Source organism: Vibrio sp. 10N.261.51.A3, from assembly GCF_041471965.1.
In the GTDB taxonomy this organism is placed as follows: domain Bacteria; phylum Pseudomonadota; class Gammaproteobacteria; order Enterobacterales; family Vibrionaceae; genus Vibrio; species Vibrio crassostreae_C.
The window spans coordinates 73,208-97,216 of record NZ_JBFRPK010000031.1 but is presented as its reverse complement, the minus strand read 5'-3'; the positions used below and the strand labels follow the sequence as shown (position 1 = coordinate 97,216).

16 protein-coding genes and 1 tRNA gene are annotated in these 24,009 nt (G+C 43.9%); 11 read left to right on the top strand and 6 right to left on the bottom strand.

Annotated features, from left to right (window positions below):
- Positions 1–115: 115 nt before the first annotated feature.
- The 5 genes from leuO (at position 116) to AB4371_RS09050 (ending at position 7,797) form a co-directional block, all read left to right on the top strand.
- A complete protein-coding gene (gene leuO / locus AB4371_RS09070) occupies positions 116–1,075 on the top strand; it encodes a transcriptional regulator LeuO (RefSeq protein WP_017061397.1) in 960 nt (319 codons plus the stop codon).
- A 202-nt stretch (positions 1,076–1,277) separates the two neighbouring features.
- Entirely contained in the window at positions 1,278–3,086 is a 1,809-nt protein-coding gene (locus AB4371_RS09065) for a long-chain fatty acid--CoA ligase (protein ID WP_102393664.1), read from the top strand.
- Positions 3,087–3,546: 460 nt separating this feature from the next.
- The gene (locus AB4371_RS09060) at positions 3,547–5,304 is read left to right on the top strand and encodes an acetolactate synthase 3 large subunit (protein WP_017062926.1); all 1,758 of its coding nucleotides are present in this window, start codon (positions 3,547–3,549) and stop codon (positions 5,302–5,304) included.
- A gap of 1 nt (position 5,305) precedes the next feature.
- Positions 5,306–5,800: an acetolactate synthase small subunit gene (gene ilvN, locus AB4371_RS09055; RefSeq protein WP_008219984.1), complete on the top strand. Its 495-nt coding sequence runs from the start codon at positions 5,306–5,308 to the stop codon at positions 5,798–5,800.
- Positions 5,801–5,913: 113 nt separating this feature from the next.
- The gene (locus tag AB4371_RS09050) at positions 5,914–7,797 is read left to right on the top strand and encodes a diguanylate cyclase (protein ID WP_372149483.1); all 1,884 of its coding nucleotides are present in this window, start codon (positions 5,914–5,916) and stop codon (positions 7,795–7,797) included.
- 580 nt (positions 7,798–8,377) lie between these two features.
- Here AB4371_RS09050 and AB4371_RS09045 read toward each other — a convergent pair.
- Together AB4371_RS09045 and pykF are read right to left on the bottom strand one after the other, a co-directional pair.
- The gene (locus AB4371_RS09045) at positions 8,378–9,049 is read right to left on the bottom strand and encodes a GntR family transcriptional regulator (protein WP_136979312.1); all 672 of its coding nucleotides are present in this window, start codon (positions 9,047–9,049) and stop codon (positions 8,378–8,380) included.
- A 176-nt stretch (positions 9,050–9,225) separates the two neighbouring features.
- Positions 9,226–10,638: a pyruvate kinase PykF gene (gene pykF / locus AB4371_RS09040; protein ID WP_017061403.1), complete on the bottom strand. Its 1,413-nt coding sequence runs from the start codon at positions 10,636–10,638 to the stop codon at positions 9,226–9,228.
- Between the two features lie 429 nt (positions 10,639–11,067).
- On the opposite strand from pykF, the gene AB4371_RS09035 reads away from it, so the two are divergent.
- Together AB4371_RS09035 and glmS are read left to right on the top strand one after the other, a co-directional pair.
- Positions 11,068–11,838, top strand: a complete 771-nt coding sequence (locus AB4371_RS09035) for a DeoR/GlpR family DNA-binding transcription regulator (protein ID WP_017061404.1) — start codon at positions 11,068–11,070, stop codon at positions 11,836–11,838.
- A 107-nt stretch (positions 11,839–11,945) separates the two neighbouring features.
- Positions 11,946–13,778: a glutamine--fructose-6-phosphate transaminase (isomerizing) gene (gene glmS / locus AB4371_RS09030; protein WP_017061405.1), complete on the top strand. Its 1,833-nt coding sequence runs from the start codon at positions 11,946–11,948 to the stop codon at positions 13,776–13,778.
- Between the two features lie 102 nt (positions 13,779–13,880).
- Here the strand turns inward: glmS and AB4371_RS09025 are convergent, their stop codons facing one another.
- Complete coding sequence (locus AB4371_RS09025) at positions 13,881–15,149, bottom strand: O-acetylhomoserine aminocarboxypropyltransferase/cysteine synthase family protein (protein WP_017061406.1); 1,269 nt, start codon at positions 15,147–15,149, stop codon at positions 13,881–13,883.
- A gap of 770 nt (positions 15,150–15,919) precedes the next feature.
- On the opposite strand from AB4371_RS09025, the gene AB4371_RS09020 reads away from it, so the two are divergent.
- From AB4371_RS09020 to AB4371_RS09005, 4 genes are all read left to right on the top strand, one after another.
- On the top strand, positions 15,920–16,345 hold the full coding sequence (locus AB4371_RS09020) for an SHOCT domain-containing protein (protein ID WP_372149481.1): 426 nt from the start codon (positions 15,920–15,922) through the stop codon (positions 16,343–16,345).
- 98 nt (positions 16,346–16,443) lie between these two features.
- Positions 16,444–16,806, top strand: a complete 363-nt coding sequence (locus AB4371_RS09015; RefSeq protein WP_372149479.1) for a hypothetical protein — start codon at positions 16,444–16,446, stop codon at positions 16,804–16,806.
- 9 nt (positions 16,807–16,815) lie between these two features.
- A complete protein-coding gene (locus tag AB4371_RS09010; RefSeq protein WP_372149478.1) occupies positions 16,816–18,006 on the top strand; it encodes a tyrosine-type recombinase/integrase in 1,191 nt (396 codons plus the stop codon).
- A gap of 145 nt (positions 18,007–18,151) precedes the next feature.
- Positions 18,152–19,090: a DUF2971 domain-containing protein gene (locus AB4371_RS09005; protein WP_372149493.1), complete on the top strand. Its 939-nt coding sequence runs from the start codon at positions 18,152–18,154 to the stop codon at positions 19,088–19,090.
- A 913-nt stretch (positions 19,091–20,003) separates the two neighbouring features.
- Here AB4371_RS09005 and AB4371_RS09000 read toward each other — a convergent pair.
- The 3 genes from AB4371_RS09000 to dnaG form a co-directional block, all read right to left on the bottom strand.
- Positions 20,004–20,079: transfer RNA gene (locus AB4371_RS09000), tRNA-Ile, on the bottom strand.
- Positions 20,080–20,242: 163 nt separating this feature from the next.
- Positions 20,243–22,087 (bottom strand): RNA polymerase sigma factor RpoD, encoded by a 1,845-nt coding sequence (rpoD, locus tag AB4371_RS08995; RefSeq protein ID WP_048614894.1) that lies wholly within the window; start codon positions 22,085–22,087, stop codon positions 20,243–20,245.
- A gap of 99 nt (positions 22,088–22,186) precedes the next feature.
- Positions 22,187–23,938, bottom strand: a complete 1,752-nt coding sequence (dnaG, locus tag AB4371_RS08990; RefSeq protein WP_017071431.1) for a DNA primase — start codon at positions 23,936–23,938, stop codon at positions 22,187–22,189.
- Positions 23,939–24,009 lie beyond the last annotated feature (71 nt).

The following is a 24,009-nucleotide window of genomic DNA, read 5'->3' as shown; positions in this document are numbered from 1 at the left end:
GTTAATAGTAATGTCAATCCGAAAAACATCGGTCTGATAAATATAAGAATTAGTGGTTATCTATTCTCATACCATTACCAATTTAACGCTGTCGAACCGACAAGAGGCAACTTGAATGTTAGATAAGAAAGACGCAATGAGTGCTATTGCAAGCTACAGAATGGAAAGCACACTTCGTGGAGTCGACTTAAATCTTTTGACTGTATTTGATGCAGTTATGCAAGAGCAAAACATTACACGTGCAGCTCACAATCTGGGTATGTCTCAGCCTGCTGTAAGTAACGCTGTTGCTCGTCTAAAAGTGATGTTTAACGACGAACTATTCATGCGTCAAGGTCGTGGTATTCAACCGACTCAACGTGCTCGTCAGTTGTTTGGTCCAATCCGCCAAGCGCTACAGTTAGTACGCAACGAACTACCAAGTTCTGTGTTCTCTCCAGAGTCGTCTTCTCGCCTGTTCAAACTAGCGATTTGCAGCCCTTGTGATATGCGTTTTGCTCCTAAGATTATGTCGACAATCAACGAGCAAGCACCTAGCGTGAAACTGCATATGGATGCTGAATTCGATCGTCAACTTTCTGAGCGTATGCGCTACCAAGAAATCGACTTCGTTATTGATTACGCTCGTTTTGATGAGCAAGGCTTCTCAAGCACTGAAATCTTCCAAGACGAATTAGTTGTGGTTGCTTCTGCTTCTCACCCACGTATCAACGGTGAAGTTTCTGCGGCAGAGCTGCTTAACGAAAAGCACGCAAAACTGTCTCGCATCCATGGTCAACGTAGCTTCTCTGAGCAAGCTTACCGTGACCTAGATTGCACGCCTTTCTACGAAGGTACGAGTTTAAGCAACGTTCTTTACGTTGTAGGCCAATCTGAACTAGTAACAATTGCTCCTCGTTGGATGGTAGAACATGCAGCAAACAAAGAGCAGCTTCAGATTCTAGATTTCCCATTCGATAATGCGGCGATTTCTGGCTTCCTAAGCTGGCACGAATCAAGTGAAAAGGATAAAGGACACATTTGGTTACGAGATCAGTTAATGATGATCTGTGGCGAAGTAGTGGCACTTAACTAGACACTAATCCCTATGATTTATAAGCCCTAAGCTAGGAGACTGACTTAGGGCTTTTTTATGCGCGCTATTTTAGTAGGTAGAAAACTAAGCGTTAGACGTACTATTACTTATAACTTTGAGCTTCATCAGTTGCCTTTTCCATGATCAGAGGTACACTTGTGCGCTCAAAAAAGCTTACAGGTGTAAGCCTAAAGGTAAAGAGATGGCCAATTTAGATTTTCATATCGTAAAAAGACTTCGTGACCAAATTGCCCAAGGCGGCAACCGTACAGCTTTGAAGCACAAAGTAGACAATGTATGGCAAGGCATTAGCTGGGAACAGTTTGGACAACAAATCGATACGCTTTCATTAGCACTATTGGCTCAGGGACTGAGAGTTCAAGATAAGATCGGTATCTATTCAAATAATATGCCTCAATGGACCGTGGCAGATTTTGCATCTTTACAAGCTCGTCTTGTGACTGTGCCGATTTATCCAACCAACACAGCAGCACAGTCGTCTTACATCATCCAAAATGCGGATGTGAAGATCTTATTCGTTGGTGAGCAAGTTCAATTTGACGCGGCGGTGAGCCTATTCGAAGAGTGTGAACAGCTAGAAGTGGTTGTCGCGATGTCTGATGATATCGATCTTCAAGGCCATAGCTTTGCGGTATCTTGGGCTGATTTCATGGCGCGCGGTGTTGAAGCTCAGCAAGCTGAACTTGATGCTCGTCTTGCAGATGCAAGCATGGACGACCTACTAACTCTTATCTATACCTCTGGTACCACAGGTCAGCCAAAAGGCGTAATGCTTGATTACACCAACATTGGCTACCAGTTAGAAGGCCACGATGAGCGTCTAAGTTTAAGCAAAGACGATGTCTCATTGTGTTTCTTACCTCTATCTCACGTATTTGAGCGTGCGTGGACGTTCTACGTTCTCTATAAAGGCGCAACCAACTGTTACTTGCAAGATACCATGCAGGTGCGTGACGCGCTGAGCGACGTGAAGCCAACCGTAATGTGTGCGGTTCCACGTTTCTACGAGAAGATTTTCTCTGCGATTCACGAGAAGGTTTCGAAAGCGCCGTTTATCCGCAAGGTTCTATTTACTTGGGCGGTGAACATGGGAGCGAAACTCTCTGTTTGTCACCAAGAAGGTCGCACTCCTTCGCTAATGCTGAAGAAGAGCCATGCATTAGCAGATAAGCTAGTACTCTCTAAATTGCGTGCGCTGCTGGGCGGTAATATCAACTTCATGCCTTGTGGTGGCGCGAAGCTTGATGAGACGATTGGTCGTTTCTTCCATGCTATCGGCATCAACGTAAAACTTGGCTACGGCATGACAGAAACCACAGCAACGGTGTCTTGCTGGGATGACCGCTGCTTTAACCCTGATTCTATCGGTATGTCGATGCCGGGCGCAGAAGTTAAGATTGGTGCTAAGGACGAGATTCTTGTTCGCGGTCCAATGGTGATGCGTGGCTACTACAAGATGCCAGAAGAGACAGCTAAGACATTCGATGAGCACGGTTTCTTGAAAACCGGTGATGCGGGTCATTTTGATGAAAATGGTAACCTGTTCATTACTGATCGTATCAAAGAGCTGATGAAAACTTCTGGTGGTAAGTATATTGCCCCGCAAGTGGTTGAAGGTGCGATTGGTAAAGATCACTTTATCGAACAGATTGCTGTTATCGCTGATACACGCAAATTCGTTTCTGCGCTGATTGTTCCTTGTTATGACTCGCTAGAAGAGTACGCCAAAGAGCTTAATATCAAGTATCACGATCGCGTTGAACTTGTTAAGCACCACCAAATCGTCGAGATGCTAGAAAAGCGTGTGAATGACCTACAGCAAGAACTGGCGAAGTTTGAGCAAGTGAAGAAGTTCAAGCTACTGCCAAAAGCGTTTTCTATGGATGATGGCGAACTGACGCCGACCCAGAAACTGCGCCGTAAGGTTATCAACGATAAGTATCAAGACGAAATCGAAGAAATGTACACTGAAAAGTCGAAAGATAAGTAGTTTTCTACTGAGATAAATTTTCAGTTGTTTAAAAATCCCCCTACGAATGTGATTGCATTTTTAGGGGGATTTTTTGTATCTAATGACACAGCACAATGTGCGAAAGCGCACACCAGCAAGCTCGCGGTTTATCGATAAATAGCGATCTATTAAAATATTAAGTGCTTTTTTTTGTTCGCTAACTAGTGTTTAAACCTGGCGTGGGGGGCTGAGTTGGGTTTTATTTAATGCTTTGAGCTAATAGTTGGTTTTTTGGCACAGTTGCCGAATAACAGGTGTTAGACCAGATGATAATAAAGCGTTAAAGTTGTTTCGTATTACTGTTTGTTGTTATCACGACAGACAGCCATAGCCGAAAAAGTGGAAGTATTTCGAATTAGGCTACGAATAAGCCCTAGACTATGAAAAACCAGCCCAACATGTTCACCAAATATGATTGGAAACTGGTGAGGAGAGCAATATGACAACAAAACCTGAAACAGCCATGTCATCCGGCGCTGAAATGTTATCCGGCGCTGAGATGGTGGTGCAGTCTCTAATTGAAGAGGGTGTAGAACAAATCTTTGGTTACCCAGGTGGTTCTGTACTTGATATCTACGATGCGTTGCATGCTAAAACTGCTGAAATTAAACACGTATTAGTGCGACACGAACAAGCCGCTACCCACATGGCAGATGGCTATACTCGTTCTACCGGTAAACCGGGTGTAGTACTTGTGTGTTCTGGTCCAGGTGCGACCAATACCGTTACTGGTATTGCAACCGCCTACATGGACTCAATCCCAATGATTGTTATTTCTGGTAACGTACCAAATAACCTCATTGGTAATGACGCCTTCCAAGAGTGTGACATCGTGGGTGTATCACGCCCGATCGTTAAACACAGCTTCTTAGTTAAGAAAGCGGAAGATATCCCTGAAGTCGTTAAAAAAGCATTCTATATTTCAACGACAGGGCGTCCCGGTCCTGTGGTTATTGATCTGCCGAAAGATATCTTAAACCCACAAATCAAGCTTCCTTATGAATACCCAGAAACGCTCAAAATGCGTTCGTATAACCCAACGGTTACGGGTCATAAAGGTCAGATCAAAAAGGCGCTAAAAGCCCTTCTTGAAGCGAAGAAGCCGGTACTTTATGTCGGTGGTGGTGCGGTTATTTCTGAGGCAGATAAGCCGCTGTTAAAATTAGCAGAGGCACTGAATTTACCTGTGGTAAGCACCCTAATGGGGCTTGGCGCTTTCCCTGGCACCCATAAGAACTCTTTGGGTATGTTAGGCATGCATGGTTTATATGAAGCCAATATGGCGATGCACAATGCGGATTTGATCTTTGGTATTGGCGTACGTTTCGATGATCGAACGACTAATAACCTAGATAAGTACTGCCCTGATGCGAAGATCATGCACATTGATATCGACCCATCTTCGATCTCTAAGAACGTAAAAGTGGATCTACCGATTGTAGGTTCTGCTGAAAAGGTTCTAGAGAGCATGGTGAACTTGCTCGTTGAGCAAGGCGGCACTAACGATGCAGAAGCGATTGAAAGCTGGTGGAGTGAAATCAAGCAGTGGCAAGAGCGTGACTGCCTAGCTTACGAGAAATCGTCTGAGCGCATCAAACCACAGCAAGTAATTGAAACACTGCATAAAGTAACCAATGGCGATGCCTATGTTGCTTCTGACGTAGGTCAACACCAAATGTTTGCTGCTTTATACTACCCGTTTAACAAGCCACGTCGTTGGATTAACTCTGGTGGTCTAGGCACGATGGGCTTTGGCCTGCCTGCTGGTATGGGCGTTAAGTTTGCTAAGCCAGATGAAGAGGTGGTTGTGGTAACCGGTGACGGCAGCATTCAAATGAATATCCAAGAGCTGTCGACAGCACTGCAATACAATATCCCGGTTAAGATTATTAATCTTAATAACCGTTTCCTAGGCATGGTAAAACAGTGGCAAGACATTGTTTATCAAGGCCGTTACTCTAACTCATATATGGACTCTGTTCCTGATTTTGCTGCTATCGCTGAGGCTTATGGCCACGTTGGTATGCGCATTTCATCTCCGGATGAACTGGAATCAGGTTTGGAAAAAGCACTAGCGATGAAAGACCGTTTGGTATTTGTCGATATTAGTGTGGATGACACCGAGCACGTATACCCAATGCAGATCAAAGGCGAGGGTATGGATAACATGTGGCTAAGCAAAACGGAGAGAACATAATATGAGACACATTATTTCACTACTAATGGAAAACCAACCTGGTGCGCTTTCTCGTGTGGTTGGCTTGTTTTCTCAGCGTGGCTACAACATCGAGTCTTTGAACGTATCTCCAACCGATGATCCGACGCTGTCTCGTTTGAACGTCACTACTAACTCGAGCGAAATGCAGCTTGAGCAGATTCAGAAACAACTGCATAAGCTAATCGACGTACTTAAAGTACAAGAAGTGTCTGAACTTGAACACATTGAACGTGAGCTGTTGATGGTAAAAGTACGTGCGAGCGGCTTTGCTCGTGCGGAAGTGAAGCGCACAGCGGATATCTTCCGTGGTCAGATCGTTGATGTTACGGCTTCTCAATATACGGTTCAAATGGCGGGTACTAGCGAGAAACTGGATGCCTTCATTCAGGCGCTGTCTGAAGTGACGGAAGTGCTTGAAGTAGCTCGAAGTGGTGTTGTTGGCATCGCACGAGGCGAACGTGCGTTGAAAGCCTAGACGATAAGTCTTTAAAAAATAACTTTAAAGCCGCTTTTTTAAGCGGCTTTTATTTTGTTAATTTTTTAGAGTGCTATAATCCCGCGCTGCACTTCCATTCATCTGAGTTAGCAATGCGAAATAAAAAATCAATAATTACATTGCTGATTATCTCTATCATATTGTCTTCTGCAGTATGTCTGTATTATTTGCAGCGCTACAAAGAAGTAAAACAGCAGAGCTTTGACTACTCAGCTAAGCAAGCCGTTCATCAGTTAGTGTATGCCAAGCGAGATTATGATCTTCTCAAGACTCAGTTAGTCTCGGTCATGGAGCTACTCAGTCATAGCCAGAGCTTGGTTAACTTTGCTTCCTCTCCCTCAGACCAAACCAAACATCTACTTGAAGAGGTCTGGCAATCTGTTCTCGTGAACCAGAAGTGGTATACACAAATCCATCTGTTAGATGTCACTGGCAAAGAATTGGTGCGTGTTAACTATTCCTCTGATACCGGTAGAGTGACGTTTCCTCAACAGCTGCAAGATAGGTCGGATTCTAACTACTTCCAATACGCTCAAAAACTAGAAGCCGAACAGATTGGCGGTTGGGGTATTGAGCTTGAAACTGAGCATGGTGAAGTCACCTTCCCTTATTCGCCGGTAATCCGTGTCTTTACCCCAGTAGAAACCCCTGACGAAAGAGTAGGCTACCTCGTCATCAATCTTGATGTATGGGGCTTATCGTCGCGTCTGAGCTTTTCACCAGATAACGATCTTAGAGCAGAAGTTCTCAATGACGCGGGTTACTTCATCGTGAGTAACAACAGCGGTAAGTTGTTCGGAGACTCTATTCCTGAAAGAAAAGGCTATAACCTGAAAAATATCGCGCCGAAGACGTGGGATGCGATCTCCAATGATCAGGTGGGATACGTTTTTGAAGATGGTAATTTGTTTGCCTTTAACACGGTTATGCTCGCGAACAGTCAAAAGGTCCATTTACTGATTCAACTTAATCAAAAGCAACTGATGGATCGGGCTGAGCGTGATCTAGATGATTTGGCCCATGAAGAGATCATTGTTCTGATTACGGTGCTGATATTCGCTTTCCCGTTTGCTTACCTGGTGACGCACTGCCGACGCCGAAGCCTAGAGAGTAAATTGGCACGCGCCGCATTGAATGGTATGTCGGCAGTGATGCTCTCTGACAAGCAGCACCGCACAATGATGATCAACAACGAATTTGAGAACATGACTGGGTACTGCAAAGAACAGGTGATCGGTCAAAATGCATTGCAGTTGCTGCTTGAGAATACCGACCAAGTGCTCTCAAGCTCGGCTATTTGGAGTCATTTAGAGCAAGAAGAAGTATGGGAAGGGGAGGTTCAGTGTAAGAACAAGCTGCGTATTCCTTTTACTGCGATCATGCGAGTGCATGCGGTCAAAAACAATTCAGGCAAAGTCAGTTACTACATCACCTCGTTGGTTGATATTTCCGTAAGGAAGGAGCTTGAGGTACGTTTGAGGATCTTAAGTGAACGTGACTCTTTGAGTAATCTCTGGAACCGACGAAAATTCGAAGAGCAGCTGGCCTACTATTCTCGCTTAGTTGAGCGTTACCCGATCGAAGCGACCACCAGCTTAGCCTTGGTGGACATCGATAACTTCAAGCGAATCAATGATGAGCTTGGCCACGACGAAGGTGACCGTGTGATCGCTGGTGTTGCTAAACTTCTGCAAGATAGCCTTCGTGGGACGGACTTTGTTGCACGTGTTGGAGGAGAAGAGTTTGCACTCTTGATGCCACACACCTCACTGCCAGAAGCAAAGCGCGTATTGGATCGCTTGCGAATTGAGATTGAACTGGCAGCCGGAACTAAGGTAACGGTGAGTGTTGGCTTTACTGATTTAACAAGTAACAGTACTCGCTCATACAAGTGTGCCGATGTTGCGCTTTACGAATCTAAATCGTCTGGTCGTAATACGGTCTCTATGTGTCCTAGCTACGATGATGTCGCTTAGGTTCGCTTCTATCTAATCCTTTCTTCTCTTTGCTTCACCTCTTCAAGCTGGCCCCGACTCACTTTATCTCTCCCCCTTTTTATAGGAATCTCACTTTTGAGCGACCTATGTCACAAAATCTATACAGTTAGACTAAAGTCTAATGCTGGTGGAAATTTGAGCTAAAATGAACAATAAGTAAACTACCTTGCTTCAGATTACATCGTGCTTAACGGTGTAATAAATAGAGTGTTTACCAGATGTAAAAGGATGACACCGTTAACTTAATTCAACTGATTAGCTAGCCTTTTCAATGGTTTGAAAGGCAGCAGTAGAATTAGGTTAGCTGGAGCAAGAGTTTGGGGATCATACAGTCTGGTTAAAAGAGGCGTGGTATGTTTGTCGATTTTTTAGTGAGGTTAACCATAGGCACATTAGCCATTCTTGGCTTTCAATTGAGTGCTTTGTATTTTTTACCTATGGTTGTGCTACTCAATACTCATCACAAAGAGTTTTTTGGGTGGTAGTTCAGTCGTAATACTGGAAACAAAAAACGGAGCCATTGGGCTCCGTTTTTATTTGGTTAGAAGCTACTTTAGCGTTATGCCGCTTCGATAACTTCTTCAATTCGTTTCATTGAACCTAGCAGGTGTTGATCAAGCAGTTCAGTCGCTTGTTCTACATTCTTAGACAGTACTAGTTTCATGATCATTTCGTGTTCATCAATATTGAACAGATCATCTGATGCGCTTTCTGCAGACATAGCGAGGAAGCGGTAACGTTTCACTTGGTTAATTAGGTCATCAAAGAACTTAAACATGTTCTCTGAATCTGCACCTTCAAGCAGTGCGACATGGAATTGCTGGTGGCGCTCTTCCCATTCTACACAGTCAAACTCTTCAGATACGTACTGTACTCGCGATAGTTTATGGTAAGACGTTAGTACATCCAGTTCCCAGCTCTCATCACCTGCTGCAATCGCTTTTTTAAGCAGAACCGATGATACAACACGAAGGCTTTCGTATAGGTCATTCAGTTCTTTCTTTGATACAGGAGATACCCAGCAGCCTTTTTGTGGCTCTAGCTTTACGTATTTGCTCCAAGATAACTGTACCAAGGCTTCGCGAATAGGGGATGCGCCAACGTTGTAGCGTGCTTTTAGATCAGCAACAACAAGCTTTTGGCCTGGGGTTAACTCACCATTAAGAATATCTTGGCGAATCATCTTTGATACTTTTTCAGTGAGCGTAGGACTAGACATTACAAACCTCATCTATATATGATTTCTAGTCTGCTAATCCGTCTCTTAGAAAGAGTCAATTGGAGGTTAACAGTACGTAGTTCTATTGCGATTGATAATACAGCGTACTGAAAAGTTAGGCAAGATTTTGTTTCATAAAAAAAGAGGACCGAAGCCCTCTTTTATATTTTATGCGAATCGGTTCATTCTTATAGAACGTGAACAGATGCCGTGTTTGTAGTACCAGAAGCTACTAGAGCACCAGAAACCATAACTACGATGTCGCCTTTGTTACCTAGGCCAGATTGTAGAGCGATTTCTTTACCGTTGATGTAGAACGCGTCTGTGTTCTCGATAGAGTCAACAAGAACTGGCTTAACACCTTTAGTAAGAACTAGCTGTGCAGCTGTCTTTTCGTTAGTTGTTAGAGCTAGGATGTTTGCAGTTGGGAAGTACTTACGTACTGAACGTGCAGATTTACCGCCTTCAGTTGCAACAACGATTAGAGGAGCAGCTAGCTTCTCTGCTGTGTCTACAGCGCCTTTACATACTGCTTCAGTGATGCGTAGACGTGGGCTGTCTAGACGAGAACCTAGCTCAGCTTTAAGAGCTGAATCAGTACGGTTCGCGATTTGAGCCATGATAGTAACAGCTTCAACTGGGTACTTACCTTTAGCAGTTTCACCAGAAAGCATTACTGCATCAGTACCATCCATGATTGCGTTCGCAACGTCACCCGCTTCAGCACGAGTTGGACGTGGGTTGCTGATCATAGAGTCAAGCATTTGAGTTGCAGTGATAACCATCTTACGTGCACGGTTACACTTCTCGATCATCATCTTCTGAGCGAAGATTACTTCTTCAGCTGGGATTTCAACACCTAGGTCACCACGAGCAACCATGATGCCGTCAGAAGCTTCAAGGATTGAATCGAAGTTATCTACACCTTCTTGGTTTTCAATCTTAGAAATGATGTGGATGTTCTCGCCGCCGTTAGCGTTTAGAAGCTCACGGATTTCTTTAACGTCTTCTTCTTTACGGATGAAAGAAGCAGCAACGAAATCTACGCCTTGCTCACAACCAAACTTAAGGTCAGCTTTGTCTTTCTCAGAAAGAGCAGGAAGTTGAACAGAAACGCCAGGAAGGTTAACACCTTTGTTTTCGCCTAGAGCACCGTTGTTAAGAACTTTACACTTAACTTCAGTTTCTGTTGTTGCGATAACTTCCATTTCGATTAGGCCGTCATCAACAAGGATAGTGTTACCTGCTGTTAGGTCTTTAGCGAAACCTAGGTAAGTTACTGCTACTACGTCTTTGTTACCAACAACTGTTGCGTCAGTTGTGAAAGTGAACTCTTGACCAGCTACTAGATCTACGTCGTTACCATCTTCAAGTTTGATAGTACGGATTTCTGGACCTTTAGTATCTAGAAGGATAGCAAGTTGCTCACCTTTGTTTTCCATTACTTTACGGAAGTTCGCGATACGAGTGCCGTGCTCTGCGAAATCACCGTGAGAGAAGTTAAGACGCATAACGTTCATGCCAGCATCTACTAGTTCAGTTAGCTTCTCTACAGATTCAGTTTTAGGGCCAATCGTACATACGATTTTGGTCTTTTTCATGGAAGGTACTCTCCGGTAAGTATTGTTACAATTTGAAATTTATTTAAGTTCTGAAGATTGGTCCGCTACATCAACATTTTGTGCCTGTTGTGTAAAAGCGCGGGACTTCCAATATGTCCTTCAGAGTTGTAAGTCTTTCATCAATTTTAGTCATTTTATGACTAAAAGATTTTGATTCAATATCGGTTTTCTGTGACTTACCCCACTATATAGGGGGTAAGTTGCAAAAAAATAACAGTCAGTTTTGTAATTTTTTTTCTTTTCGGGTGCGGATTCTACCACCTAATGAGTTCAATATCACTGCTTAACAATTGTCTTAGGACAAGGTTTTATCGCTATTTATTAATTTTTTGGATCAAAATAAATGGACTAAATAGTTTCGTTGTAACTATAATATGTTTCACATCGAAACTTAGTGGCCTTTTTTAAATGTCGAAACGAAACACCCAACTCAGAAGACATGCAATTTCTAACCTAGTGAATGAAAAAGGGGAGGTTAGTGTTGATGAATTATCCGCTAAGTTCGAAACCTCAGAAGTCACTATTAGAAAGGACTTGGCGTCTTTAGAGAAAAACGGTCAGCTTTTACGCCGTTATGGTGGTGCGATTTCGTTACCGAAAGAGGTTGTCAACGAAGAGCTGGGTCAACAAGTTTCGACTCGAAAGATTTCATTGGCAAAAGCCGCTGCAGATTTAATTCGCGACCATAACCGCATCGTGATCGATAGTGGCAGTACGACCGGTGCTCTAATTCAGCAGCTTAATGCTAAGCGTGGCTTGGTTGTTATGACCAACTCATTGCACGTTGCTAATGCGCTTAATGAGCTTGAAAGCGAGCCGACGTTATTAATGACTGGCGGCACTTGGGATACCCATTCGGACTCTTTCCAAGGCAAAGTTGCAGAGTCGGTACTTCGTGCTTACGATTTTGACCAACTATTTATTGGGGCTGATGGTATCGACCTCGATAGAGGCACAACCACGTTTAACGAACTGGTTGGCCTGAGCAAAGTAATGGCTGAAGTGTCACGAGAAGTGATCGTGATGGTTGAGTCGGAAAAGGTGGGACGAAAGATCCCGAACTTAGAGCTGGCATGGGAACACATTGACATCTTAATTACCGATACAGACTTAGGCGAAGAATCCAAAGCAAGTATCGAATCACATGATGTTCGAGTGATCCTGACCGATCCAGCGTAAAAACAAATTTAAGTATTATGCATTTACCTTCCTATAATTGATCTTAATGAAGATTTGGCCTTTGCTTGCTGCCAATAGGAATAAAACAAAATTGATGGAGTGAAACTATGTGTGGAATTGTTGGTGCAGTAGCACAGCGTGATGTAGCTGAAATTTTAGTAGAAGGCCTTCGTCGTCTAGAATACCGTGGCTACGATTCAGCTGGTGTCGCTGTAGTCGATACTGAATCTAACCTAACTCGTGTACGCCGCCTAGGTAAAGTACAAGAGCTAGCTGACGCAGTAGAAGAGCAACAAGTGATTGGTGGTACAGGTATCGCTCATACACGTTGGGCGACACACGGTGAGCCGTCTGAAGCGAACGCACACCCACACATGTCTGGTGATATTGCCGTTGTACACAATGGCATTATCGAAAACCACGAAGCACTGCGCGCTATGCTGCAAGAGCGTGGTTACGTATTTACTTCACAAACGGATACAGAAGTTATTGCTCACTTAGTTGAGTGGGAACTTCGCACTTCAGCTTCTTTGGTTGAAGCGCTACAGAAAACAGCAAAACAATTAGACGGTGCGTACGGCACGGTTGCGGTTGATCGTAAAGATCCTAGCCGTATCGTTGTAGCTCGTTCTGGTAGCCCGATCGTTATCGGTTTTGGTGTCGGCGAGAACTTCCTTGCTTCTGATCAACTGGCGCTACTGAGCGTAACTCGTCGCTTCATGTACCTAGAAGAAGGTGATGTTGCTGAGGTAACTCGTCGTGATGTTACGGTATTTGATGTAGCGGGTGAGCGTGTTGAGCGTGAAATCGTTGAGTCAAACGCTGAACACGACGCAGGTGACAAAGGTCAATACCGCCACTTCATGCAGAAAGAGATCTTCGAGCAGCCAACAGCGCTGATCAATACAATGGAAGGCCGTATCTCTGACACTTCGGTTATCACTAACGCGATCGGCGTTAAAGCTGAAGAGATCCTAAGCAAGGTTGAACACGTGCAGATCATCGCATGTGGTACGTCTTACAACTCAGGCATGGCAGCGCGTTACTGGTTTGAATCTCTAGCTGGCGTAAGCTGTGACGTAGAGATTGCTTCTGAATTCCGTTACCGTGATTTCGTTGTTCGTCCGAACAGCCTATTGGTGACTCTGTCTCAATCTGGTGAAACTGCGGATACGCTTGCTGCACTTCGTCTTGCAAAAGAGAAGGGTTATATGTCTGCAATGACTATCTGTAACGTTGCGGGTTCTTCACTGGTTCGTGAATCTGATTTTGCCTTCATGACTCGCGCAGGAACAGAGATCGGTGTTGCTTCTACTAAAGCTTTCACAACTCAACTAGCAGCGATGCTGATGATGGTAACGTCAATTGGTCGTCTACAAGGTCGTATCAATGAAGAAAAAGAAGCGGAAATCGTTCAAGCACTTCACCAACTGCCTGCTGATATCGAGAAAGCATTAGCGTTCGATAAAGAAATTGAAGCACTGGCACCTGATTTTGCTGATAAGCATCACACACTGTTCTTGGGTCGTGGTGAGTTCTACCCAATCGCGATGGAAGCGTCTCTTAAACTGAAAGAGATCTCTTACATCCACGCAGAAGCATACGCAGCTGGTGAGCTTAAGCACGGTCCTTTGGCTCTTATCGATGCAGATATGCCTGTAGTCGTTATTGCACCAAGCAACGACTTGCTAGAGAAGCTGAAATCGAACGTTGAAGAAGTGCGTGCTCGTGGCGGTCTACTTTACGTATTCGCTGATGAAGACGCGGGCTTTGAAAGCGATGAGAACATGAAGATCATCAAGATGCCTCACGTAAGTGAAGTAACAGCGCCTATCTACTACACAGTACCGATGCAGCTGCTGTCTTACCATGTCGCACTAATAAAAGGTACCGACGTTGACCAACCTCGTAACCTAGCGAAAGCGGTAACAGTTGAGTAATCGACAGCTTACCTAAGATATAGATAATAAGAAGCCCATCCTGTGATGGGCTTTTTTATGTCTGTTAGTTAACGATCAGTGTTAGAGCTAGCTGTAGCGTCATTAAGCGCTCAGTGCTTGCTCTAGGTCAGCCAAGATATCGTCAATGTGCTCGATACCTACTGATAGGCGAATCATCTCCGGTGATACACCGGCTTGTTTCTGTTCAGCTTCGCTTAGTTGACGGTGTGTCGTCGAAGCTGGGTGACAAGCGAGAGATTTCGCATCGCCAATGTTAACTAAGCGCTTGAAGATTTGCAGTGCATCATAGAAGCGAACACCGGCTTCATAACCGTCTTTTAAACCAAAAGATAGAATGGCCGATGGCTTACCTTGCATGTACTTTTCAGCGAGTGGATAGAATTCTGAATCAGGCAGGCCAGCGTAACTTACCCAACTGACTTTCTCGTGTTGCTTGAGGTATTCCGCTACTTTCAAGGCATTCTCTGTGTGTCGCTCCATGCGTAGCGACAACGTCTCCAAACCTTGCATCAACATGAAAGCATTCATTGGTGACAGTGCTGCACCTGTATTACGTAGGGGAACCGTTCTAGCACGACCAATAAACGCAGCCTCACCAAAGGCCTCGGTATAAACCACGCCATGATAAGAAGGCTCTGGCTGATTAAACACAGGGAAGCGGTCCTTGTGCTGTGCCCATGGGAATTTACCTGAGTCGACAATCACGCCACCTAACGTTGTACCGTGACCACCCACGTATTTAGTTAGTGAGTGCACCACGATGTCAGCACCAAAATCGATAGGTTTACACAGTACAGGCGTCGCCACCGTGTTATCAACAATCACAGGTACACCTTGTGCGTGAGCAAGTTCAGCAACACGCTCTAAGTCGATAATATTACCTGCTGGGTTACCGATACTTTCACAGTAAACCGCCTTGGTTTTTTCATCGATCAGTGCCGCTAAGCTTTCTGGTTTGTCGTCTTTAGCAAAACGAACTTCAATTCCTTGGTTTGGCAGCATATGAGCAAATAGGGTGTAAGTACCACCGTAAAGCTGAGGCGTTGAGACAATGTTGTCACCGATTTGCGCCAACGTCTGAATCGCGTAGTTGATCGCAGCACTGCCCGCACTTACCACTAAGCCTGCAATCCCCCCTTCTAAGGCTGCCATGCGTTTTTCTAACACATCATTGGTTGGATTCATTATCCGTGTGTAGATATTACCTGGCACCGCAAGGTTGAAGAGGTCGGCGCCGTGTTGTGCGTCATCGAATTCGTACGCGACGGTTTGGTAGATTGGAGTGGCAACCGATTTGGTTGTTGGATCAGTGTCGTAACCGAAGTGAATCGAGAGTGTTTCGTCTTTCATGAGTCTTCCCTGAACTATTGAGCGATTTATGTACTCTCATATTGCCGATTTTTTTATAAAAGAAAAGTATGTTTAGTCACAGAGAGGCAATTGGAATTGTGTGCGGGACGATTCGTTTTTGGTTCGGAAGTGCAGGGTGTGATTGGTACTGAATCAGAAAAGCAAAAAGCCAGAGCAGCGTGAACTGTTCTGGCTTTTCTAATTTGGTGGCCCCTCCCAGATTTGAACTGGGGACCGAACGATTATGAGCCAAGCTTCAGCCCTGTAATCAACATAGTAACCCTGCCCCGAATCACTCTGAAATCCACCAGCAAAATCACATCACCTGATTATCCGCATGATTTCTCTGACGTCGACGACGAGGTTGATGGGGTTGATGGGGATGTCGGAGTTGGAAGGGTTAACAGGGTTACTGAGGTTGGTTCTGAAATAGATGATGAATCCGTTCGGCAACTCCCCTAACTCTATCAACCCTAGAATTGACTCAAAAGACCGGACTAGGACCGGACCGACGACGCCGTCAACAAAACCTAGGGAAAGTAATTACTGAAGAAGTCAGGTAGAGCAAGGGCTAGAGAGAGATTACAGGGCCAGTCTAGAGTGACCGACCCAGAGACTTAGGATTTTAAGTTAGTTGGGGGATTTAGTGAGATGAAGGGAGAGAGAAAATTGATAAATAGAGACTGCATCACAGATATTAGATGTGGTTGATTTTAGTGCACAATTATATGATACAAGGCTCTTACTCTGCTCATACCATGGGATTATTTATGTCTAAGCTAGTAAAATACATGTTAGGTGGTCTCCCTTACCTAATTTACGACCATATGAAGTCAAATGAGGAGAGCAACGAAGTTTCAGCGAGCTCTATCACGACAGATGAAGTAGAACGTATTAATGACGCAATTAACAATGCTAAAAATAGCGGAGCGAAAGAAGTTAGTATTAATATCTCCCGGAATCTACATGATGAACTGTCTTTAGGTGGCAACATTCCAAATTCTTCAGGGTTAGATGTACAGATGAATTTAAAATCTGATACATCCGGTATGGGACAATGCCAACTACACATCATTTTTCTAGAACCAGATGAACATCTTGATAAGCTTGCAAAGCTTAAAGATTTACATCAATGTGGTGCACTAACAGAAGAAGAGTTTAGCAATGCCAAGGCTAGGGTGATAGAGCGTCTTTAACATAAGTAGTAACGTTAAGCCTGCATTATATACTCACTGAAATATGATAAATATCAAACACATATTAACTCCGTGATACTAATAACCATGGAGTTAATATGATCAAGCTAACTAACCTTCAACAAATCATAACCCTACCAATCACCGCAACCCTACAAGAACAAGTCAAATCGATACTCACTGAACCATTTTACGATGAAGCAGAAGCCCAAAAAGCATGGGATGAACTGCAATGTGAACTCTGGTTTCTCACATCAAAGTCCGAACTCTCTGCCGTCGTCGTCGACGATATCGAACTGCTGAAACGAGCCCTAACCTATACCGAATTAGAAGACGATCTGGATTACGGAGCTTCTATATCCCTAAGCATTATCGAGGATAACGGTAAGGGGCTCTACTTACTCATGCCTAAGACACTCCGTACTGAATTACACCAGCATTTCTCAATCTCTGATGAGTAAGGGGGACTGATGCAATCTCGTAAATTCAAATTCAATAAACGCCAACTTGATTCATTACCGCCGACGCCGTCGACAAGTCGAAGCAAAGAAACAGAGTATACGGATGAGCTCTGTAGCGGCCTGAAAATAATTATCAACAGACAAGGGAGACGCAGATTCCTATTCAGGTACACCTATTTTGGCAAAAAAAAATCGTTACAAATTGGCGAATATCCAGCGCTAGATATCAATACCGCTAGGCAGATAGCTAATGACCACAAGCGAGAGATAGCTCTGGGTAATGACCCTAAGGCTATGAGGGACGAAAAATCCAATGTACTAACCTTCTTCGAGTTTGCGGAAGAACACTACTTACCCTATGCCCGAATGAACAAACTCACTGCTAAGAATGATATTGGTAACTTAAAGCTTCATTTCTACCCCAAATGGGGCAAGAAAAGTATCACCGATATCAGCCAACAAGACATTCAAAAGCTACTCGATGGGGTCCTAGAAACAAGGAAACCATCAACAGTGAATAGATTACGTTCCTTAGCCCTTAGAATGTTCAGATTAGCGATGGAGTGGGGATTCGTGGACAAGAATCCGGGGCAGTACATAAGGAAGCTTAAGGAGAATAATTTAAGAAACAGATTCCTGAACCGCAAAGAAGTTTCATCTTTCATCAAGGCATGCAACGAGGAACCCAATCGTACTCAAGGCAACGCCTTAAAATTCGCCCTGCTTACCGGAATGAGAATTGGTGAAATTACTAACTCTAAGTGGGACTGTCTTACCGTCGACGACGACGGCAATTGGAGCCTATTTCTTCCCCACACAAAATCGGGGTTATCAAGGACGGTTTTACTCAATAATTTAGCTAAGGAGGTAATAAATGACCAACGACGATTTCAGATACGTAAGAACCCCTATATCTTTGCCGGAGATGCACCCGGTAGACCTATCGCACATCCAAAGAAGGCATTCGCTCGAATCAAGAAAGCAGCAGGGATCTATGATGACTTCCGTATACATGACTTAAGGCACTCTTTCGCTTCAATTTTAATCAATAGTGGTAACGCTACGCTCTATGATGTTCAGCATCTACTTGGGCATCAGAGCCCTCAAACGTCGACTAGGTATGCTCATTTGGCTAGCTCTAGGTTAAGAGAGGTAAGTGCTAATGTTTCTGAGTTGGTGGGGGATGTGAGTAACGGGTAGTCTAAAAGCAGTGGGTATGTGGCCCGCTGTTTTTTTGGCATTAAGAGCATCAGGTTCATTATCACGCTTGCTTGTTAGAAATACTTTTACTTATATTGTCAATCAGATACCCTTATGACAGAAAGGTTCTCGGTGTCTGTTAGTGATGAAAATACTATATAAATATGTAGAAAATCCAAATTTTATTTTGAAGGATGGATACATCCGAGCTTCACAATTATGCGCGTTAAATGATCCTTTTGAAGGGAACTACTGTAAAGAAGGGCTAAGTAAGCTAGCCGAAGAAATTAAGTTTGGTTATGGGATTGATACAAATTTGTGTGAGTTTGTTGAAAATAACAAACACAAAATTGGTGTTGTTTGCCTTACCGAGTCTAAAGAGAACCTGTTAATGTGGTCACATTATGCCAAAGAACATAAAGGCTGTGTAATTGGATTTATTGTTAGCTCTAAACATGAAACAGAACCATTTCACTTATTTGATGACCTTTTTGAGCATGATAATTTTGATATAGTCCCATCACCATTCAATGGAGCATTTGAAGCAGTTAGTTACAGAAAGCAGCCAAGGTATCGCATAGATAGCTTTGACTGTGATTACTCGAACTTTCATGAAGAGCAAATTTTGTACGAGATTTTTCAAAGAAAAAGCGATGAATGGATATATGAAAAAGAACACAGAGCTATTCTAAGGCTGTCACAAGCGGATAAAGTCGTTCTTACAGAAGAAGCGCTACTAACCCACAGAGATCCTTCACACTTTCTAGAGATGGCAAACGATTTAAAATGCTACGAAAAAGTAAAAAATGAGCATCATTTCTTACTAGAAAAAATTTCAGATCGTTGTGAGCGAGGATCTATGGCAGATGCATTGGAGAATTTTTCAAAACATAGAGACGTACTATATTTGTTCAATATTGATAAATTGTCTATTAGATCAATAACATATGGGTACAACTCTTCACTTATCGATAGCGCTTGTGAGTTTAAAGAAATTTTTTCTACTAGATTTTTTGAACACTGGGAAACCTGTTTAAATAAGACTAATTATACTCTTGATTTTAAAGAAATTGATTTTATTTAAACTATACCCACCCCAACTAACTTAAAATCCTAAGTCGCTGGGTCGGTCTTTCTAGACTGGCCCTGTAATCTCTCTCTAACCCTTGCCCTACCTAACTTCTTCAGTAATTATTTTCCCTAGGTTTTGTTGACGGCGTCGTCGGTCCGGTCCTAGTCCGGTCTTTCGAGTCAATTCTAGGGTTGATAGGGTTGGGAAATTACCGAACGGATTCATTAGTTATTTCAGAACCAACCCCAGTAACCCTGTTAGCTCTTCCAACCCCGACATCCCTACCAACCCTGCTGACATTATCCCGCTAGATTCACATCCTATTCGACTAACCCAACTTCTCACCCTAACGCATACGAGATTCACCCTAGAACCACTCCTAGCGTTGAGATTACCGATTTCAGTATGAATACCAGTCCAGTGATTAGCATTCGTTTCTAGCTCTGAGGCTCACTGCTGCTGACTACTAACCTAAATCACTTAAGAGATATCAGACCAATTACCACTGAGGGTAATTGGTCATCATTGTTCAACAGTCATCTGGTTCTAATCTTCGGTGCTGAGTCTCCTGACTGATCTCAGCTAGAACTCCATTTAGGTCTCTCATTTATATCTATATAAATTACTGAACCTAATGGAACGGAATGTTGGTTATATTTTTGTTGGTTTAGTCGGGAAGTTTTTCTGGGGTTCTACTCTGGTGTTGAGTGGTATGTATCTAGCGAAGAATCGTGTCGTACAGATGAGAAAGATTACTGATGGTCGATATCAGCCTGAGATAGATTTACGGGTTCTGTGGTGATTAGGTGGAGTCTTTCTGTGGGGCTAATGGAATCGCGCTTACAGGAAGTAATCGAAGACCGGATATGGAAAGGACTAGAAAAGATAAAGGCCCATGAATTTCTTCATGAGCCTTATCGGAATTTGGTGGCCCCTCCCAGATTTGAACTGGGGACCGAACGATTATGAGTCGTGCGCTCTAACCACTGAGCTAAGGGGCCGTAGGGCATAGATTATAGGGGAAGCATTCAGTGGTGTCTAGACACTATAAGGGGCAATTCCGCTTACATCTTAGCCACTTAAATCACACAGATAAAAAAAAGGTGAGCCAACGCTCACCTTTTCTTATTTATGCTTAAAAGCTAACCACACTTGAGTGTGCGATTACTCGTCTAGGAAGCTACGCAGAGTTTCTGAGCGGCTTGGGTGACGAAGTTTACGCAGTGCTTTTGCTTCGATCTGACGGATACGTTCACGAGTTACGTCGAACTGTTTACCAACCTCTTCAAGAGTGTGGTCAGTGTTCATGTCGATACCGAAACGCATACGCAGTACTTTAGCTTCACGAGGTGTTAGGCCTGCAAGAACGTCTTTAGTTGCACCGCGTAGGCTGGTTGCCGTTGCAGAGTCTAGAGGTAGTTCTAGCGTTGTATCTTCGATGAAATCACCTAGGTGCGAATCTTCGTCGTCACCGATTGGTGTCTCCATTGAGATTGGCTCTTTAGCGATTTTCAGTACTTTACGGATCTTGTCTTCAGGCATTTGCATGCGTTCAGCCAGTTCTTCCGGAAGTGGTTCACGACCCATCTCTTGTAGCATTTGACGAGAGATACGGTTTAGTTTGTTGATCGTTTCGATCATGTGAACCGGAATACGGATAGTACGAGCTTGGTCGGCAATCGAACGAGTGATTGCTTGACGGATCCACCAAGTAGCGTAAGTAGAGAACTTGTAACCACGACGGTATTCAAACTTATCTACCGCTTTCATCAGACCGATGTTACCTTCTTGGATTAGATCCAGGAATTGTAGACCACGGTTTGTGTACTTCTTAGCAATCGAGATTACTAGACGTAAGTTCGCTTCAACCATCTCTTTCTTCGCACGACGAGCTTTCGCTTCACCGATAGACATGCGACGGCTGATATCTTTGATACTTTGAACAGTAAGAGACGTTTCACGTTCGATCATATCCAGTTTTTGGATAGAGCGACGGATGTCGTGCTCGTTACGTTTAATCTTTTCTGCGTATGGCTTGTCTGAAGCAAGAACTTCATCCAACCATGCTTCGCTAGATTCGTTGCCAGTAAATAGAGCAATGAAAGATTTCTTCGGCATTTTGCCGTACTCAACCGTTTGACGCATGATTAGGCGTTCTTGAGTACGTACACGATCCATAGAGTTACGCAGTTCGTTTACTAGGTAATCAAACTGTTTTGGTGTTAGACGGAACTCTTTGAATACGTCTTGCATCATTGTCGTTGCAAGCATTGCTTTCGGGCTTTCATGGCCGTACTCGTTGATCGCTAGTTGACGATTCTGGTAGCTAGTACGAAGTGCTGTGAACTTCTCAAGAGCAAGTTCAGGATCGATACCTGTATCTTCTTCTTCCTCTTCCTCGTCGTCTTCTGCGTCTTCTTTGTCTTCGTCTTCCAGATCAGTTTCAGCAAGTTCTGAACCTATGTGAGTCGCCGTTGGCGCAGCTGTGCCATCGTCGTCAGGGTCAACAAAGCCATTGATTAGGTCTGTTAAGCGAATCTCTTCTGCTTGTACGCGGTCAAACTGTTCCAAGATGTATGGAATAGTGCCTGGGTACTCAGCAACCGATAGTTGAACTGTATTGATACCATCTTCAATACGTTTCGCAATGTCGATTTCGCCTTCACGAGTCAGTAGTTCAACCGTACCCATTTCACGCATGTACATACGAACTGGGTCAGTAGTACGGCCAATCTCGCTTTCTACGCTTGAAAGCGCAGCAGCTGCAGCTTCGGCTGCATCTTCATCTATATTGGCATCGTCATCATTAAGTGCTAGATCATCAGCATCAGGTGCAGTTTCAACTACCTTGATACCCATGTCGTTGATCATTTGAATGATGTCTTCTACCTGTTCAGAATCCACGATTTCTGCAGGTAGGTGGTCGTTTACTTCGGCGTAGGTCAGATAGCCTTGTTCCTTGCCTTTAATAACAAGTAATTTTAGCTGTGACTGCGGATTTTGATCCATAGATGATATCCAACTTCAGGTCTGGTGAAGGACGTTGCATTCTCAAATGCAAACCAATTATGTTAACAAATTTATTAAATGCTGACTAATCAAACAGGGTTACGCTTTTAGATCTAGCATTAAAGCTAGTAGCTCCCTTTTTTCTTCGGCTGATAAACCGACGCTTCTTGCTTTGGCCTGCAGGTTTTCAATTTGTTTTTCAACGCACTGGGCAAGTATGTTGTCCAATGAGTCTAAAAATATGTCTTCTTGATTGTCTTCGTCGAGGGGGATTTCCCAGCTCGCGAGACGAGACAGAAGAGCCTCATGTTTATTGTGTCGCCAATGCTCTAATAATTGGCCTGTGTTGATATGGGGATGCTCGTGGCATTTATCAAGTACTTCGACGAATAAACTTAGTCCGGGCAACTGTAAGCCTTTGACACTTGATAAATCCGGTACCATATCAGCATAGCTCGGATTTTGGATAAGCAAAGCGATAACTTCACGCATTGGAGTGCGTTTCAGCTCTTTATGCGGTTGAGGTATCGGGTTCTGTGTATGAACACGCGCTCGCCTCAATTGGTTATCAAATCCAGTGCGCTCATCGAGCAATTTTTCGAGCAACTCTTGGAAGTAACTGTCAGGGATTTTGTTAATCAATGCGCTAGCGTGTGCGCGCAGTGCCGATTTCCCTTCGGTTGTTCCCAAGTTTAACTTGTGTATTTCAATCAGGTTATCGAACAAATAGGTCGAAAGCGGTGTCGCATTTTGAACAAGCTGTTCGAAAGCGGCTTTGCCGTGTTCTCTTATATAGCTGTCTGGGTCTTCACCGTCGGGCAAGAATAGAAACTTGAGTGTGTTACCGGTTTTCAGGTACTCAAGGGCATTTTCTAGTGCGCGCCACGCGGCTTCTTTACCTGCTCGGTCACCATCGTAACAACAAACCACTGTGCTGGTTTGGCGGAACAGCATTTGAACGTGGTCACCGGTTGTCGATGTGCCCAGTGATGCTACTGAGTAATCAACACCATATTGCGCTAATGCCACGACATCCATGTAACCTTCAACCACAAGTATTTGCGGCGGTTCACGGTAGGCTTGCAGCACTTCATAAAGGCCGTAAAGCTCTTTACCTTTATGGAAGATAGGCGTTTCTGGTGAGTTGAGATATTTTGGAGTACCGTCTTCTAATACACGACCACCAAAACCAATCACACGGCCACGACGATCGCGAATCGGGAACATTACGCGTCCACGGAATCGGTCGTATCGGTTACCTTTATCGTTCTCAATTAACATGCCGCCGGTCACGAGCATGTCTTGGGCTTCTTTCTGTTGGCCAAAGTTCTTACGAACCAAGTCCCACTCATCCGCCACATAACCAATGCCAAACTTCTGGACGATTTCGCCAGACAGGCCACGATTCTTTAGGTAATCAATCGCAGGTTTGTTGGCTGATATTTTCAGTTGAGAGCGGTAAAAATTACTGATACCGCCCATCAAATCGTAGAGGTTACGTTTTTGTTCGCTGTTGGCTCTTGGTGCTGTTGATATCTCGCCGCTGCGCTGTTCTCTAGGAACATCGAGGCCTAAGAAAGAGGCTAGCTCTTCAATAGCTTCAACAAAATCGAGACGTTCGAACTCCATAATGAAGTCGATAGCATTACCGTGTACGCCACAACCAAAGCAGTGATAAAACTGTTTTTCTTGGCTTACGCTAAAAGAAGGGGTCTTTTCGTTGTGGAATGGGCAACAAGCACCATAGTTTTTGCCTTTTTTCTTAAGTTTCACGCGTGCGTCCACAATGTCGACAATGTCGAGACGCGCTAGGAGATCATCGATGAAACTACGCGGGATGTGTCCTGCCATAAAACCTTAGAAAAATGCACTAACTGAGAGTGTGGATAATAATAGTTTGAATAGGTTACAGATACAAACAA